The organism is Paenibacillus sp. FSL H8-0122 (assembly GCF_038005345.1).
Taxonomy (GTDB): Bacteria; Bacillota; Bacilli; order Paenibacillales; family Paenibacillaceae; genus Paenibacillus_AQ.
This window is the reverse complement of sequence record NZ_JBBOTB010000001.1, coordinates 5,389,815-5,404,727: the sequence shown is the minus strand read 5'-3', so window position 1 is coordinate 5,404,727 and position 14,913 is coordinate 5,389,815. Positions and strand designations below refer to the sequence as shown.

Here is a 14,913-nt window from a genome sequence, read left to right as displayed (position 1 = left end):
TACAGGCTGAGCGCTTACGGCTCATGCACCCTCCAGCTTACTCTGCTTGCTCTCTCTGCGCTTGCCTGCAGTCTTCTTGGCAGTGACCGTATGCAGCCCGCCCGCTGTCTCAGGGGCGGGCTGTTCGGTCATGGCCACAGCTCCGTTCAGCAGGCTGCCTTCCGCAATGCTCAGAGAACCGGCGGCAATGTTACCATGCAGCTGTCCCGTTCCGGTGAGTATGAGCTTCCGCTGGGCGGTTACGTCTCCATAGACCTTTCCGGCGATAATGATCTCCTGCGCCTCGATGCTGGAGTGGACGGTGCCTTGCTCACCAACCGTCACAGTACCCTCACATAGAATCTCCCCGCTGAAATTCCCTTCAATCCGCAGGTTCGTATCGCAATGCACTTTCCCCTCAAGCGTGCCGCCATGTCCGATCAGCGAATCGGTTGACCTCAGCGAAGCACCCGGTTGACGTCTGTTCCACATTCCCGCATTCCTCCTTATAATCTTGAATCTATAAAGGCTTCACATAATTGAGCGGATTCACCGGCTTGTTCTGCTTCACGACCTGAAAATGCAGATGGGGTCCCGTGCTGCGCCCGGTGCTGCCCAGCATGCCGATCTGCTCCCCTTTGCCGACCCGCTCGCCGGGGGAGACCGTCATTTGGTTCAAATGCATGTACCAGGTCTCCAGTCCATTGTCATGCTTGATGATGATGTATTTGCCCCGGGCTCCCATTTGTTCTGCGGAGGTAACCACGCCGCCCAGTGCCGCGTATACCGCATCTCCGATATTTCCCGCAATATCAATCCCGGAATGATAAGCAGAGACGCCCTTAAAAGGATCAGAGCGGTAACCGAAGCTGGAGGTGATGACCTTCGAGCCGGTAGGCCACATCACGGCCCGTGCCAGCCGGGCTTGCTTCTCCTGGGCTTGTTTGGCCTGAAACTCCGCTCTTGTCTTGTGTGCCTTCTCAGCCTGTGTAATCGTGCTTGAGATACTGCCAATCATCTCATCCATGATGCTGCGGATCTCCTCGAAGTCGTCCTTTGTCTCCTCAACCAGCCGCTGCGGATCATTCTCGTAGACGGCGACATATTCACCGCCGACCTGCGGATTCGCAGGCAGGCTCAGTGCTGTAGCAGCAGCCCTGATCCGGAAGCTGACGGCAGGCGATACGGCGGCAGAGAGAGCTTCCGGCTGTTCCCGGATGAACGGGCCGGCGCTTAACCGGCTGATCTTGCCATAGCTTCCGGCGGCTGCGGTTCCTGCTCCGGTATCAGGCAAGTCCGCCACTACCGGCTGGCTGCCTATGACGGAAGCTGCGGAGGTTGATATATCCGCGCTGTAGGTCTTGGAGCCAGCATCTTCAGTGCGGGTAGCCTTACTAGAACTGCTACCGGCAGCGGAAGAGGTGGTCTCCTTGTTGATTAGTGACTGCAGCTGCTCTTCCAGCTCTGTGACACTCTTCAGCTTGTCTTTAATGCTCTCCGCTTCCTCCGAGAGCTCGCTTACCTGGCCGCGCAGCTGCTGCAATGCCTGATCCTTATCGGCAACCTTCAGCTCCATGCGGATATTGGTCAGCGATAAGGCGGCCGCTTCGGCCTCCAGCTCTGCGATGGACCGGGAGGCATGGATATGCATGGAGGTGACCAGACTGGAGAGGGACAGCGCGGCTGCGGCAGGCAGCGCCAGAGCGAAGGGCTTCGACATCTGCAGCTGCTTCACAGGCCGTCCGGCCTCACGCATAACGAGCAGCGTAATCTTTTCCTGACTTGGCTGACTCTTCATAACGTCTCCTTACTGCGGCCATAGCAGCCGCTGGGTATGAACTGACTGATACAATCTGTCGGGGTGCAGGGGGCTTATCCGATTCGTCCTACTACTCTATGTATTCCATAACTAAGGTGAACATGACAACGGTTTACTTGAATAAAGAAGGAGAGTTAAGGCAAAACCTGTAGTAAGCGCAGGCTTCTGCCGCCGCAGATTTCTCATGAAAGTTAGCAGGCGCCGTCTATGCCCGCAGAGATAGTAATAGTTCATTCAGTTGATCAGGAGGCCCGGAATGAGGATATTTGCCGTGATCTTATGTCTTTTTATTGTGCAGCTTGCCATTATTACCGCTTCCGAATTCCGCCGTCCGCAGCGGGCGCTTGCCTGGATATGTATTACCTTCTGTTGCCCGCCGCTGGGTCTGCTGTTCTACTATTTCCTGGGGCGCGATTACTGGCAGAGCCGCAAGCTCGTGAACCGGTGCGTCTCCCTGCTGCGGGAAATCCGTATTCATATTGCCGGCAAGATTCATCAGGTCAAGCAGGTGGAGGATACCGGCAACCCCGGATTTGAACACCGCTCTGAGCTGCTGCACCTGTTCTCTGAACTGGCGGACAGTCCGGTTACAAGCCGCAACCGGTGTGAAGTGCTGTCCAGCGCACAGGCAGCGTATAAGTCCATGCTGGAGGCGATGGAAGGAGCGCAGGAGCACATCCACATGGAATTTTATATTTTCCGGGAGGACGGGATCGGCAAGCAGTTCCAGGAGCTGATGATCCGCAAGGTACGCCAGGGGGTGAGGGTGCGCCTGCTGTGCGATGGCCTGGGAAGCCATAAACTAAGCCGGGGCTTTGTGAATACACTGAAGAACGCGGGGGTGCAGGTTTATTTTTTTCTGCCGCCGCTGACTGCACTGCCGGACCGCCGGTTCAACTACCGTAATCACCGGAAGATCCTGGTGGTGGACGGACTGACCGGATTCACCGGAGGCATGAACATCGGCGATGATTACCTGGGCAAAGATCCGAAAATGGGCTACTGGCGGGATACGCATCTGCGTCTCGAAGGGGATGCCGTCTATCAGCTGCAGTATGTATTTCTAAAGGACTGGCGGCTGGCGGCCGGTGATGCTCTTAGCCATCCGCGATTCTTTCCGGATCATGACTGTAGCGGAAGGGAAGCCGTGCAGATTGTCGCCAGCGGCCCCGATGCGGCCATAGATGCGACCCAGGAGATGTATTTTGCTTCCATCTGTGCCGCTAGACAACGTATCTGGATGACCTCGCCATATTTCATCCCCGACCCCGCGATATGCAGGGCGCTGAAGAATGCAGTTCTTAGCGGTTTGGACGTGAGGATCATTATCCCGTCGAAGCCGGATAACAAGCTGGTCTATTATGCCACGCTGTCGTATCTGGAGAATCTGCAGGACGCCGGCGTGAAGTTTTACCGCTATACCAGAGGGTTCATGCATGCCAAGGTCATGATTATCGACAGCCTGCTGGCCACCGTCGGCAGTGCCAATCTGGACATGCGCAGCTTCTATTCCAACTTCGAGCTGACGGCGGTGCTGTTCCGTCCGGAGACTATTACAGAGCTGGCTGAGGACTTCAGCAGAGATCTGAAGCAGAGTGAATTCATTGATCCGAAAAAATTCCGGGAGCGCAGCCGTAATGTCAAACGCATAGAAAGTCTGTGTCAGCTCTTATCTCCGCTATTATGACAGAAAAGATGGCCGAATCATCGATTATCGAAGGTTATATCAATTTACATGCGTTATTTGACTTTCCTTTATGATATAATGGAAATATAAGAAGAACAGGGGAGAAGGCACGACTGTACGTTCGCTTTCGTAAGCTTCTTAGATATACTATTTATAGGGGGAGTTCTATGACTGTAAGCCAACATATCTTTACGAGTGAAGAACAGAAGAAGACGCAGAAGTCTGGAGTGTTCAAGACGGCAAGACTGGCCCAGCGGATTGTGATGATTGTCATCGGAGCGGCCATGATGTCTGTTGCCCTTGAAATTTTTCTTGTTCCCAATAAGTTGATTGATGGCGGAATCACCGGTATTTCCATTATGTTGTCCCATATTTTCAATATACCGCTCGGTATTCTATTGACCCTGCTTAACCTGCCGTTCCTGGTTATCGGGTATAAGCAGATCGGGAAGACATTTGCCTTATCTACTCTATTTGCTGTAATTGTAATGTCCATCGGTACCCAGTTGCTCCATCCTGTTCATCCCATTACGGTTGAGCCGCTGCTCGCAGCAGTATTCGGAGGGGTAATCCTCGGCGTTGGGGTCGGGCTCGTTGTCCGTTATGGCGGATCGCTCGATGGTACTGAGATTGTAGCCATTCTGGTATCCAAGAGGCTTCCGTTCTCTGTAGGGGAAGTCGTTATGTTCTTCAACCTGTTCATTCTGTCCGGCGCAGGCTTTGTGTTCGGCTGGAATAATGCGATGTTCTCGCTTATTGCGTATTACATTGCTTTCAAACTGATTGATATTACACTTGAAGGTCTGGACCAGTCCAAGTCGGTATGGATTATCAGTGATAAATTCCGTGATATCGGCGAAGCTCTGACGGAGCGTCTGGGACGCGGAGTGACTTATCTTGATGGTGAGGGCGGATTCTCCGGCGATAACAAGAAGGTGATTTTTGTTGTCATTACCCGTCTGGAAGAAGCGAAGCTGAAGTCTATCGTAGAAGATTGGGATTCTGACGCGTTCATCGCGATCGGCAATATCCATGATGTTAAGGGCGGCCGCTTCAAGAAAAAAGCAATTCATTAGCATTAGCGTAACCGGTTCAGCCGGAACGCTTCGAAGGAAGGTATATTTACGAACGACAGAGTAACCCATACGGCGGTCCTGACTTGTTGCCCCGTATGCCCATATATAATAATACCTTCCGTCCTGATTCTGGACGCCAGATAAGCCCGCAGCCTGAGAATGGCATTTGCGGGCTTATTGCTGTCCTGAGGGCAGCTTGGCAATAATCGCTTCGACCGGCTGGGGAGGAACCTTGGCAATCAGATCTCCTAACCGGCTGAGACGCTCCTCTATATTCAGCAGGTTGAAATCTGTAGGCTTGACGCCCCGTTCAACCTCCTCCCACAGGAGGGGAGTGGAGACAGTAGCCAGCGGCCGGGCGCGCGGGGTGTAAGGGGCAGCGAGCGTTTTGCCGCCGTAATGCTGGAGATAATCGAAGTATATTTTGTCCCCGCGATGCTTCTTCAGGCGCTCCAGGGTGAAGAGATCGGGCCGCTTCTCGGTAACATAACGGCCTACGAAATGCCCGATCCGGCGCAGCTCATCGAAGGTCACCCCCGGCTTAACCGGAACAATGATCTGCACTCCCGTGGCTCCCGAGGTTTTGGGAACGGAGTCCAGTCCGAGCGATCTCAGCACCTCCCCTACCACAGCAGCAGCTTCCATAATCCGCGGTTCGACCTCAAGCGAAGGGTCCAGATCAATCATCCATTCACAGGGCAGAATACTGCCGGCATAATGGAGGGAGGGATGGAATTCGAGCGCAGCCAGATTGCCCAGCCAGAGCAGCTCCGGCAGGCCCTGCAGCACAATGTAGGTGATATCATCCTGCACCGCCGTACGGACGAATTCCGGCAGCGGTTCCGGGGCGTTCTTCTGATAAAAGGACATCCCGGGAACGCCATGGGGATAGCGGATCACCGTGAGCAGCCGGTCCTTGCAATAGCGCAGCAGGTAAGGCGAGAGGGCCGCCAGCTTTTGCAGATAGATCTGCTTGGTGATGCCCATCTCGGGCCAGAGCGGTTTGTCGGGATTGGTGATGCTGATTTGCTGTCCGTCTACGGTAATGGTTCCTTTAGCGGCCGCTGGCATGGCACATCCCTCCTTAGGCTTGTCTATGTCTGCGTAGTATTTGCCGCGCTGCCGGTTTTCAGTCGGGATTCCGGTCCGGGATAAGGGCAGTTCACACTTTTTTTGCGCAAAATGTCCCTATTGGCCGGGGCCGGTGCTTATAAGAGTGTTAGCTAAAAGAGAGGAGCGTTTTACGATTTTGGATGAAATGGAACACCTCGTTGTTCAGGTGCAAAACGGCGACGTGGAGCAGTACGGGCGGATCGTTGAGGCTGTTCAGCAGCCGGTGTACCGTTATTGCAGCCGTCTGCTAGGCAGCGGGGCAGAGGCGGAGGATGCCGTGCAGGAGATTCTGGTCAAAGCCTATCAAAATATCGGCCAGTATCGCCCGCTGGTCAGCTTCTCTTCATGGCTGTATAAAATCGCTTATCACCATTGCCTGGCGGTTATCCGCCAGCGCCAGCGGCAGAGCCGGGTGAGGCTGCTGCTGCAGCCGCAGAAATACGCGGAAAGCCCGGAGCAGCAGATGGACCGCTTCCTGTTCGATGAACCGCTCGCTGTAGCGCTTGCCCGGCTGAAGGCGGAGGAGCGGAACCTGCTGGTGCTGAGGATTTTTGAAGAGCAGAGCTTTGCCGAAATCGCCGTGATTCTGGGCAAAAATCAGGATGCGGTCAAAAAAAGATACCGGCGTACAATCGTTAAGCTCACCAGCCTGCTACAGGAGCAAAGAGAGGGGGAGGCAACACCATGGACGAGCACTTCACTGCTGAAGAAAAAAGGATAAGACGAATGGGCGCGGGCGAGGCTCCGGGCAGCATTGATGTCAAGTCATCCGTTATGGAGCGGGTACTTGCTATCCATGCACAGCGGCTTACGTCCGAGGGCGGCGGAAATTCACCGGGGCAAGCGTTGCCAGGAACGGTTACGCAGGCGCCTGTGATGATCAGGCAGCCACTACCTTCGCTGCGTCCTGCAGCACAGCGGGGCAGAAGGCTGGCCGCCGGACTCTGCGCAGTTGCGCTGCTGGGGCTGGCTGGGTTCAGCGTGCTCCGCAATATGACGGACCAGGAAACTACGGGGAAGGCGCTGCAGCCGGACTTTGCGGTCATCCGGCAGACGGAAGGGCAGCCACTGGCCCTTAAGGACAGCAGCGGCAGAATTGTGGCACAGGTGAAGAAGGCAGAACTGAAGGTCTACACACCGCCCTACATTGGCTCTAGCTCTGCCCGGGAACGTTTCTTTAAGCTAAGGGAGCAATATGAACAACAGGCGCAAGCAGATTTACAGCCGGGGGAGACAGCAGCTTATTATGTCAATGACAGTGAATTGATTGCATTGATGAACGGGCTGGGTTATGGGAAACCGTTATTTTTCACTAGCAGAACGGTTACCTATACCAACTACGCGCAGCTGTCAGCCGCCCGGGAGCAAACGGGCAAGTGGAGCTTTGCACTGCCGCCTGAGCGAATAGGCGGGTTACAGTTTGCCGGGGGCCGGCTGTTCGCCAAAACCCCCTCTGCGTTTGAGCCGGAGTATAGGCTGACACTGGAGGCATTGAAGGCCAAAACGGAAGCTGCTCCGGACGGGAATCCGCTGGCTGCAACTTTATGGCCCTTGGAGAAGCTCGCAAGCGCCGAGGTGATCTATCAGGATGGCAGCCAGCAGCTGAAGCTTCAGTTATTCTGGAATAACGCAGCAACCACCGGTCCTTCGCAAATTCACGTATCCCCCGGCCAAACGGCTGAACTATGGACCTACGAGGATAAGGAGCTGCTATTCATTCCGGGGACAAGCGCTGGAGAAGAGAACGGAAGTTCAGTAAGCAGATTGTATTGGTATGATAACGCCTACGGAGGGCTTGCTTTGATTACGGACCCGCCGGATAAGCGGCTGACCCGGGAGCAATGGGAGAGCATTGCCGCCGGTATGGTGCAGCGGTGAGGGGAACTGAGCGGGCATCAGGGCGTTAAAATAAAGGTGTTCCAGAAGCCGCAAAGGCTGAGGGACATCTTTTTTGTATGCGAAAAACCGAACACAATGATGTCCCTTTTTGGAGTCCGGCGGCATTATAGAAGTGCTGCAGCAACAACACATCCACTGCCGGAAGCCTTACTCCCCAATAGGCAGCTAGAACCCCCTCTGGCTTAAAGAACAAGAATGGGCGGGCAGTTCGACCTGAGCCTGAATCACAGGCTGGCGGAAGGTGCCGGAGGGATTCCATTCCAGAAAATGCAGCTTAAACACCAGCTCAGGCTTAATCCAAACGGAGCCTGAGCTTCGCTGCGGAAGGTCGGCAAACGGCATATGCTCTGTGACAAGTCCCGGAATTCGTCCGGTCAGTGTCCGCCAGTCCTGGACGGTCATTCTGCCTGCCCCGGCATGTCCGATATAATGTAGCCTGCCGGCATCATCATACAGGCCGAACAGCAGCGCATTGACGATTCCGTCCCGGAAGGTGACGCCCCCGGCGACAGCGGTGACATCGGAGATGATCTTGAGCTTCTGCCAGCGCTTGTCCTTGCCGCCCGGCGCATAGGTGCTATCGAGATCCTTGCAGACGATCCCCTCCAGACTCCCCTGCCGCGCGGCAGTAAGCAGTTGTGCAGGGTCCGGGTAGCTCGGCACCTGCTGCACATGGGGATGGGGCAGCAGCATCTCCTTCAGCAGCTCCTGCCGCCGGGACAGTGGTTCGTCCAGCAGCCAGATGCCATCACAATACAGCATATCAAAAACCATATATAGCACCGGAACCTGCGGCTGCACTGCCCGGATCGCCGCCTCATTCTTCAGGCTGTCCCGCCGCATGACCTCATGGAAGGAGGGCTTGCCGCCGCTGAGTGCAATGATCTCGCCATCCAGAATGAAGGAGCCGGCCCGGCAATAGCTCCCTGGTCCGGCCAGCTCAGGATATTGGAGCGTGCGCCGGTTGCCCCGGCGGTTAATCAGTTCGGCCTGGCGCCCATCGTAATAGGAGATCATCCGCACGCCGTCCCATTTGATCTGGGCGATCCACTGGTCCCCATCCGGAAGCACAGAGGCCAGTAAGGGCTCAAACGGAATGACGGGCTTAAGCTGAAGGGAACTGTCGAGTCTGGCAACGGGCGCAGACGCCCGGCCTCTAGGCACCGGTGCCCTTGCTCTTCGCGCTCCGGCGCTTCGGCTTCGGGGCGATCACCGGAATCGGTCCGGTGGCTTCATCTACGACCGGAGCGGCGGGTGTATCGGTTGAAGTCCCGGCGGCAGTAGCCTTGGCCGGACGTTTCTTCGTACCGGCGGCTGTCCGCGGCTTGGCCCCGCTGCCTCCCTTGGCGGGTCCGGGATCGGAAGGAATATGCTGCACAGCCTCGATACTGGCCTGCAGGGCGGCCATCAGATCGATAACATTGTTCTCCTGGCGGGCCGGAGCAATATGGAACTCTTCGCCTGCAATCTTATGTGTAATCAGATCAAGCATCCGCTGGCGGTAATCATCCGTATATTTGGCAGGCTCGAACGGGGTGGACAGCTGTGAGATCAGCAGCTTGGCCATGTCCAGCTCCTTGTCGTTCACGCTGCCCGGCTCCGGCAGGCCGGGAACCTGCGATACCGGACGGACCTCGTCCGGGTAATAGATCGTCTCAATCGCCAGACAGTCCGCCAGGACGCGGATGGCGGCCAGACTGCTTTTGGAGCGGATGGAGATCTTGGCAATACCGATCTTCCCGGTCTGACGCATCGCCTCCATCAGCAAACGGTAAGCATTGGCACCTGCCTGGTCTGGTGACAGATAATAGGTCTTCTGGAAATAAATCGGGTCAATCTCCGTCAAATCCACGAAATCCAGTATGGTGATGCTCTTGCTGCTCTCCTCGCTTAGCTGATCCAGCTCCTCCTTGTCGAACAGGACAAATTTTCCCTTCTCATATTCGTACCCCTTGCCGATCTCCTCCCAGGTGACCTCCTTGTCACAGACAGGACATTTACGTACATAAGACAGCGGACTGCCGCATTCTTTGTGGATGTAGCGCAGCGAGATGTCTTTATCCTCCGTAGCGGAGAACATCTTGACCGGAACATGCACAAGCCCGAAGCTGATGGGTCCTTTCCAAACGGTATGCATGAGAATCGCCTCCTGATGGGATGTGTTATGGCTTAGTATGGAACGGGATGGCTTTTTCTAGCCGGATGCATGTTTTGAGAGTCATGGGAAAAAATAAATGCTGCTCAGTTTGCACGACTCATTGCGAGAAGAGGAGGCATTATGAAGAAGGAGCAGTATCACTGGAGCGATGCCTTATCGAAGCAGGATATTCCGGCAGAGGCGGTCAATTGGGACAATATTATTGCCGACCCGGAAGCTGCCGGTCTGGACGAGGATGCAGGACTGCTGGATGCCAGTGCAACCATCGGGGAGCTTCCGGCGGAAGATGACGAGGAATAAGGAGGCAAGAAGAGAATGGATATAACACGTGCGAAGGATATTTACGCTTCCAAGGACAAGATCGCTGTGCATCTTGACGGTGAGCCGGTCTGGATTGAGCATGTAGATTCGGATAACGGTATGGCAACGGTTCAGGTAGGCTCCCGGCCGACGAATACACAGACTGTTGGTGTTGAGCGGCTGGAGGAGCAGGGGAAGTAGCGGGTCAGTACAATAAGTCTGGCAGGTATCTAGGCGAAATACTAATTGGAGCAGGCGTTCTCTTGGCGGTGATACCATCGCAGGAGTCTCCTGCTTTTTTTGTGGCCTGACCTCCTACACACGTTATGCTCAGGGCCAAGCGTGGAGCGCGAATGAGGTGTATGAGTGCACCCTGAATTCGTGGAAAGTGAGCGTGGGGCGGCTTACGGATACATGAAGCGAGGAATGGCGGACTGTAGTGCTCTTAATGGATTAGATCTCCTCATTTTGTGGATTCAAACGGACTCAGAGGCCGTTAAGTAACCTATTCGGTGTAACATTTGGCTCAAAATTCGAAGTTAACGGCACCTGAGTCCGCAACAAGCAGCAAAATGATATTTTAAGCCAAATAGCGGCTTCTGTGTCCGCTTAACTCCCAGCAGTCCACTTATCTGCCACCATGCTCATTCGTCACCTCACACATCGTCTTCTCGCTCATCCGCCACCATGCTCATCTGCACACACACCCTGCACTCCCCTCACCTGTCACCTCTTCAAGTCACCTTCCCTCACAGCTTCAACTGGCAACGGCCCCATAATTATAGCTGACACAGATATTGACGCCGGGAGTGGTGAGCCCCTATATTTGGGAGAAGAATTTTGACGAAAAGAGATGATGGAAGTGCGTCCGATATTGCTGGGTGTGTGCTCGGCGCTGTTTTTTGCGGTGACGTTTGTGCTGAACCGGAGGATGGAGCTTGCGGGAGGAAGCTGGGCGTGGAGCGCCTCGCTGCGGTACTTGTTCACGCTCCCGCTGCTGCTGGCGATTGTGGCCGGAAGAGGGAGGCTGAAGCCGCTGCTGGCTGCGATGAGAGAACGGCCCGGAGCCTGGCTGCTGTGGGGCACTGTCGGGTTCGGCCTGTTCTACGCGCCCATCTGCTTCGCCGCTGCCTATGCACCGGGCTGGCTGACAGCAGGAACGTGGCAGATCACAATTATCTCCGGTTCGCTGCTGGCTCCGTTCTTCGGAGAATGGGTTAGCGGACCGGGAGGACGAGTATACATAAGAGGTAAAATCCCGCTGCGCGGGCTGCTCCTCTCCCTGATTATTCTCGCCGGAGTAGCGCTGCTGCAAGTGGAGCAGGCGCGGCAGCTTGCCCCTTCCCAGGTCCTGCTGGGCATTGTCCCGGTCCTTATCGCTTCCTTCGCCTATCCGCTCGGCAACCGTAAGATGATGGAGCTGTGCGGCGGCCAACTGGATGTATTCCAGCGGATTCTTGGTATGACGCTTGCCAGCCTGCCCTTCTGGCTGGCTGTCTCTCTGTATGGTATGGCAGATACAGGCCTGCCCTCCTCCCCGCAAATAGGACAATCAGTCATTGTTGCACTCAGTTCGGGAGTTGTGGCTACGGTGCTGTTTTTCCGGGCTACCGATCTGGTCCGGGGCAGCATGAGCAGTCTGGCAGCCGTGGAAGCGACCCAGTCACTTGAGGTGCTGTTCGCCTTGCTGGGGGAGATGCTCTTACTGGACTCGCCGCTGCCATCCCTCCTGTCATGGGCGGGGATTGCGGTCATTATTGGTGGTATGATGCTGCATAGCCTGTTCTCCCGGCATCCGGGGAAGCCTGCGGCGGCTCCGGCGTTCTCAACGGACTGACAGGCTGTTGCGGTGCAAGTAGCATACCGATATAATTAAAAGTATTGTTAACTGTTAAGGGATCTTCATAAAGGTGGTAGTTGCAGCTTTGGATAATAATACACAAACGGTGTTCACAACCCGTTCATTCAGCCTTCAGGATACGGAGGCACTTGCCGCCGCCATTGCTGCCGCGTCATCGGCGGGGATGGTTATCGGACTTGACGGGGATCTAGGTGCAGGCAAAACAGCGTTCTCGCAGTGCTATGCACGCCACTTGGGTGTGGAAGGTATTGTGAATAGTCCTACTTTTACCATTATCAAAGAGTATGAAGGACGTCTGCCGCTGTATCATATGGATGTATACCGGATATCGCTGCAGGAAGCGGACGAGCTGGGACTGGAAGAGTATTTCTACGGTCAGGGTGTGAGTCTGGTGGAATGGAGCGGAATCATTACTGAACTGATGCCGCCGCGGCATCTCCATATAGAGCTGAAGACCGCCGGCCCGGAGGAACGGGAGATTACGGTGACCGGAATCGGAGAGCCTTACGGCGAAGTGTGCCGGATGCTGATCCAGAAGTGGGGTAAAGAAACATGACGAACTCGAATAATGAGCCGCGCAAGCGGTTTTTGGCGCTGGATACATCAACGGCAGTTCTGGGAGTGGCCGTGACTGGCGGCGGGGAGCTGTTGCATGAGATTAACGCTTCCGGGGAGCGGAACCATTCGGTTCATCTGCTGCCTATTATTGAGCAGGCACTTCAGGCGTCTGCCACTACAGCCGACAGAATCGGCGGAATCTCGGTCGGGATCGGCCCGGGCTCCTATACCGGAACACGGATTGCTGTGACTGCAGCCAAGACGCTGGCCTGGGCCTGGAACGTACCGGTTACCGGTGTATCCAGCCTGCATGCGCTGGCCTGGGGCGGATACCATGCGGCTTCTGCGCTGCAAGAGCAAGACGCTATAACTTTTGCGCCCGGCACGGCAGGAACAGACTGGATCATTCCGCTGATCGATGCCCGGCGGGGACAGGCATACACCGCTGTATTCGCGGCGGACGGGGACAAGCCGCCCCGGCGGCTGGCGCCGGATGCAATCCGGCTGATGGCCGACTGGGTGCAGGAGCTGGCGGTACGGCTGAAGGAAGCCGCAGCTGAGGGCAATCTGCCGGACACACTGTGGTTCGTAGGGGAGACGGCGCTGCACGGAAGTGCGGACATGCTGGCTCCGCTGATGGAAGCAGCCAACGTCCAGGCATTGCCTTATGAGCTGGAAGGACGCTGGACCGGATTTCTGGCGGAAGCGGGTCTCTACGAAGAGAGCGGAGATGTGCATACGCTGATTCCCAATTATACGCAGTTGTCGGAGGCGGAGGCGAATCTGCGCCGCAGCAGCGAAGGGAGCCTGAATACACGATGATCGAACCGGAACGTAGACCGGCTCAGGGGACTGAGCTTGTTTTTCGCCTGATGCGGCTGGAGGATGTGCCTGCGATTCTTGTGATTGAACGGGAGGCCTTCACCATGCCTTGGACAGAGGAAGCCTTCCGCAACGAGCTGACCCACAATCATTTTGCTAAATATATGGTAATGGAGCTGGCAGGGCATATTATCGGCTACGCGGGAATGTGGGCGATTGTCGATGAGGCGCATGTCACCAATATTGCACTGCTGGAGGCCTACCGGGGACGTAAATGGGGCGAGCGGCTGCTGGACGAGCTGATGAAGACGGCGGCTTATCTCGGCATGCAGTCGATCACGCTTGAAGTACGGGTCTCCAATGAGGTGGCCCAGAATTTATACCGCAAAAAAGGCTTCAAGCCTGCCGGTACCCGTAAGGGTTATTATTCGGACAACCGCGAGGATGCGCTCATCATGTGGGCCGATCTGCCGGAGTACGGGGAGCAAGCTGTAACGGAAGGAAGCGTGGACTTGAAATGAAGACAGACACGGGCGCAAGGGAGCCTGTATTGATTCTGGCGATTGAAACCAGCTGTGACGAGACGTCTGTAGCTGTAGTGAAGGACGGCTGTGAGGTGTTGTCCAACATCATCTCCAGCCAGATTGAGACCCACCGGGCATTCGGAGGTGTGGTGCCTGAAGTGGCCTCCCGCAAGCATGTCGAGGTGATTACGCTGGTCATTGAAGAGGCTTTAAGCGCGGCAGGCGTACGTCCGCAGGAGCTGACGGCAGTGGCGGTAACGCAGGGTCCGGGACTGGTGGGGGCGCTGCTGGTTGGAGTCGTGGCTGCCAAAAGCCTGGCGCTGGCCTGGGGCAAGCCGCTCATCGGCACACATCATATTGCCGGTCATATCTATGCCAACCGGCTGGTCAAGGAATTGAAGTATCCGGGTATGACGCTGGTGGTGTCAGGGGGGCATACAGAGCTGGTGCATATGGAGCGGGAAGGAAGCTTCCGGATCATCGGGCGCACCCGTGACGATGCCGTCGGCGAAGCGTACGACAAAGTGGCGCGGGCCCTGGGCTTCCCTTATCCGGGAGGGCCGCATGTGGACAAGCTGGCGCATGAAGCGGAGGAAGCCTTCGCTCTGCCGCGTGTGTGGCTGGAGCCGGGCTCGTATGACTTTAGCTTCAGCGGACTGAAGTCCGCGGTGCTGAACGCGGTGAATCAGAGCAAGATGAAGGGGCTTATGCCGGATGTCGCGGCTATTGCGCGCGGCTTCCAGGAATCCGTAGTTGAAGTGCTGGTCGAGAAGGCGATCCGTGCCGTCCGTGAATACCACGCGGAGCAGCTTCTGCTCTGCGGAGGGGTAGCGGCGAACAAGGGGCTGCGCGAAGCCCTGATCCGGCGCTGCGGAACAGAAGGGATTGAGCTGATTATCCCTCCACCCGTGTATTGTACGGATAATGCGGCGATGATTGGTGCCGCAGCTTATGTGAAATGGAGACATGAAGGCGGAATTCCACTGGATATGGTAGCTGATCCCGGTTATTCGCTGGAGAAATGGTCGGTATCTGCCTATTGACTTTTGCAGAAGCCGCCGGGTATAATCAGTTCAATTCAATCATCTTATATTTGAACAAACGCAAGGATCGGAAG

General features: G+C 55.8%; 16 protein-coding genes. 11 read left to right on the top strand and 5 right to left on the bottom strand.

The window, feature by feature from the left end:
* Positions 1-21: 21 nt before the first annotated feature.
* Both NSS64_RS23370 and NSS64_RS23365 read right to left on the bottom strand, forming a co-directional pair.
* Complete coding sequence (locus NSS64_RS23370) at positions 22-471, bottom strand: bactofilin family protein (protein ID WP_340991251.1); 450 nt, start codon at positions 469-471, stop codon at positions 22-24.
* Positions 472-499: 28 nt separating this feature from the next.
* Positions 500-1,777, bottom strand: a complete 1,278-nt coding sequence (locus NSS64_RS23365; protein WP_341141693.1) for a M23 family metallopeptidase — start codon at positions 1,775-1,777, stop codon at positions 500-502.
* Positions 1,778-2,054: 277 nt separating this feature from the next.
* On the opposite strand from NSS64_RS23365, the gene cls reads away from it, so the two are divergent.
* Together cls and NSS64_RS23355 are read left to right on the top strand one after the other, a co-directional pair.
* Positions 2,055-3,485, top strand: coding sequence for a cardiolipin synthase (cls, locus tag NSS64_RS23360; RefSeq protein WP_341141692.1), 1,431 nt, complete (start codon positions 2,055-2,057; stop codon positions 3,483-3,485).
* A gap of 167 nt (positions 3,486-3,652) precedes the next feature.
* Positions 3,653-4,561, top strand: coding sequence for a YitT family protein (locus NSS64_RS23355; protein WP_340943755.1), 909 nt, complete (start codon positions 3,653-3,655; stop codon positions 4,559-4,561).
* A 174-nt stretch (positions 4,562-4,735) separates the two neighbouring features.
* Here the strand turns inward: NSS64_RS23355 and ligD are convergent, their stop codons facing one another.
* On the bottom strand, positions 4,736-5,632 hold the full coding sequence (gene ligD / locus NSS64_RS23350; protein WP_341141691.1) for a non-homologous end-joining DNA ligase: 897 nt from the start codon (positions 5,630-5,632) through the stop codon (positions 4,736-4,738).
* Positions 5,633-5,819: 187 nt separating this feature from the next.
* On the opposite strand from ligD, the gene NSS64_RS23345 reads away from it, so the two are divergent.
* On the top strand, positions 5,820-6,395 hold the full coding sequence (locus NSS64_RS23345) for an RNA polymerase sigma factor (protein WP_341142886.1): 576 nt from the start codon (positions 5,820-5,822) through the stop codon (positions 6,393-6,395).
* Complete coding sequence (locus NSS64_RS23340) at positions 6,359-7,552, top strand: hypothetical protein (protein ID WP_341141690.1); 1,194 nt, start codon at positions 6,359-6,361, stop codon at positions 7,550-7,552. The genes NSS64_RS23345 and NSS64_RS23340 overlap by 37 nt, the downstream gene beginning before the upstream one ends.
* Positions 7,553-7,738: 186 nt before the next feature.
* Here NSS64_RS23340 and NSS64_RS23335 read toward each other — a convergent pair whose 3' ends face one another.
* Together NSS64_RS23335 and ku are read right to left on the bottom strand one after the other, a co-directional pair.
* Positions 7,739-8,737 carry an ATP-dependent DNA ligase gene (locus NSS64_RS23335; protein WP_341141689.1) on the bottom strand — a complete coding sequence of 333 codons (999 nt, stop codon included), beginning with the start codon at positions 8,735-8,737 and terminating at the stop codon, positions 7,739-7,741.
* On the bottom strand, positions 8,730-9,710 hold the full coding sequence (ku, locus tag NSS64_RS23330) for a non-homologous end joining protein Ku (RefSeq protein ID WP_341141688.1): 981 nt from the start codon (positions 9,708-9,710) through the stop codon (positions 8,730-8,732). The genes NSS64_RS23335 and ku overlap by 8 nt, the downstream gene beginning before the upstream one ends.
* A 141-nt stretch (positions 9,711-9,851) precedes the next feature.
* Between ku and NSS64_RS23325 the strand changes: the two genes are divergently transcribed.
* The 7 genes from NSS64_RS23325 to tsaD all read left to right on the top strand — a co-directional run bounded on the left by NSS64_RS23325 (position 9,852) and on the right by tsaD (position 14,839).
* Positions 9,852-10,031 (top strand): hypothetical protein, encoded by a 180-nt coding sequence (locus tag NSS64_RS23325; RefSeq protein WP_341141687.1) that lies wholly within the window; start codon positions 9,852-9,854, stop codon positions 10,029-10,031.
* Positions 10,032-10,046: 15 nt separating this feature from the next.
* Entirely contained in the window at positions 10,047-10,232 is a 186-nt protein-coding gene (locus NSS64_RS23320) for an H-type small acid-soluble spore protein (protein WP_209993287.1), read from the top strand.
* Positions 10,233-10,893: 661 nt separating this feature from the next.
* On the top strand, positions 10,894-11,868 hold the full coding sequence (locus NSS64_RS23315; protein ID WP_341141686.1) for a DMT family transporter: 975 nt from the start codon (positions 10,894-10,896) through the stop codon (positions 11,866-11,868).
* Positions 11,869-11,956: 88 nt separating this feature from the next.
* The gene (tsaE, locus tag NSS64_RS23310) at positions 11,957-12,448 is read left to right on the top strand and encodes a tRNA (adenosine(37)-N6)-threonylcarbamoyltransferase complex ATPase subunit type 1 TsaE (RefSeq protein WP_445667808.1); all 492 of its coding nucleotides are present in this window, start codon (positions 11,957-11,959) and stop codon (positions 12,446-12,448) included.
* Positions 12,445-13,272, top strand: a complete 828-nt coding sequence (gene tsaB, locus NSS64_RS23305; RefSeq protein ID WP_341141685.1) for a tRNA (adenosine(37)-N6)-threonylcarbamoyltransferase complex dimerization subunit type 1 TsaB — start codon at positions 12,445-12,447, stop codon at positions 13,270-13,272. Before tsaE ends, tsaB begins: the two co-directional genes overlap by 4 nt.
* The gene (rimI, locus tag NSS64_RS23300) at positions 13,269-13,793 is read left to right on the top strand and encodes a ribosomal protein S18-alanine N-acetyltransferase (RefSeq protein WP_051477836.1); all 525 of its coding nucleotides are present in this window, start codon (positions 13,269-13,271) and stop codon (positions 13,791-13,793) included. The genes tsaB and rimI overlap by 4 nt, the downstream gene beginning before the upstream one ends.
* Positions 13,790-14,839, top strand: a complete 1,050-nt coding sequence (gene tsaD / locus NSS64_RS23295; protein WP_340943735.1) for a tRNA (adenosine(37)-N6)-threonylcarbamoyltransferase complex transferase subunit TsaD — start codon at positions 13,790-13,792, stop codon at positions 14,837-14,839. Before rimI ends, tsaD begins: the two co-directional genes overlap by 4 nt.
* Positions 14,840-14,913 lie beyond the last annotated feature (74 nt).

Coding starts and splice junctions, on each gene's coding strand:
- NSS64_RS23325 (WP_341141687.1), top strand. CDS start 9,852: ATGAAGAAGGAGCAGTATCACTGGAGCGATGCCTTATCGAAGCAGGAT.
- rimI (WP_051477836.1), top strand. CDS start 13,269: ATGATCGAACCGGAACGTAGACCGGCTCAGGGGACTGAGCTTGTTTTT.
- ligD (WP_341141691.1), bottom strand. CDS start 5,632: ATGCCAGCGGCCGCTAAAGGAACCATTACCGTAGACGGACAGCAAATC.
- tsaB (WP_341141685.1), top strand. CDS start 12,445: ATGACGAACTCGAATAATGAGCCGCGCAAGCGGTTTTTGGCGCTGGAT.
- NSS64_RS23370 (WP_340991251.1), bottom strand. CDS start 471: ATGTGGAACAGACGTCAACCGGGTGCTTCGCTGAGGTCAACCGATTCG.
- cls (WP_341141692.1), top strand. CDS start 2,055: ATGAGGATATTTGCCGTGATCTTATGTCTTTTTATTGTGCAGCTTGCC.
- NSS64_RS23365 (WP_341141693.1), bottom strand. CDS start 1,777: ATGAAGAGTCAGCCAAGTCAGGAAAAGATTACGCTGCTCGTTATGCGT.
- ku (WP_341141688.1), bottom strand. CDS start 9,710: ATGCATACCGTTTGGAAAGGACCCATCAGCTTCGGGCTTGTGCATGTT.
- NSS64_RS23320 (WP_209993287.1), top strand. CDS start 10,047: ATGGATATAACACGTGCGAAGGATATTTACGCTTCCAAGGACAAGATC.
- tsaD (WP_340943735.1), top strand. CDS start 13,790: ATGAAGACAGACACGGGCGCAAGGGAGCCTGTATTGATTCTGGCGATT.
- NSS64_RS23355 (WP_340943755.1), top strand. CDS start 3,653: ATGACTGTAAGCCAACATATCTTTACGAGTGAAGAACAGAAGAAGACG.
- NSS64_RS23345 (WP_341142886.1), top strand. CDS start 5,820: ATGGAACACCTCGTTGTTCAGGTGCAAAACGGCGACGTGGAGCAGTAC.
- NSS64_RS23340 (WP_341141690.1), top strand. CDS start 6,359: ATGGACGAGCACTTCACTGCTGAAGAAAAAAGGATAAGACGAATGGGC.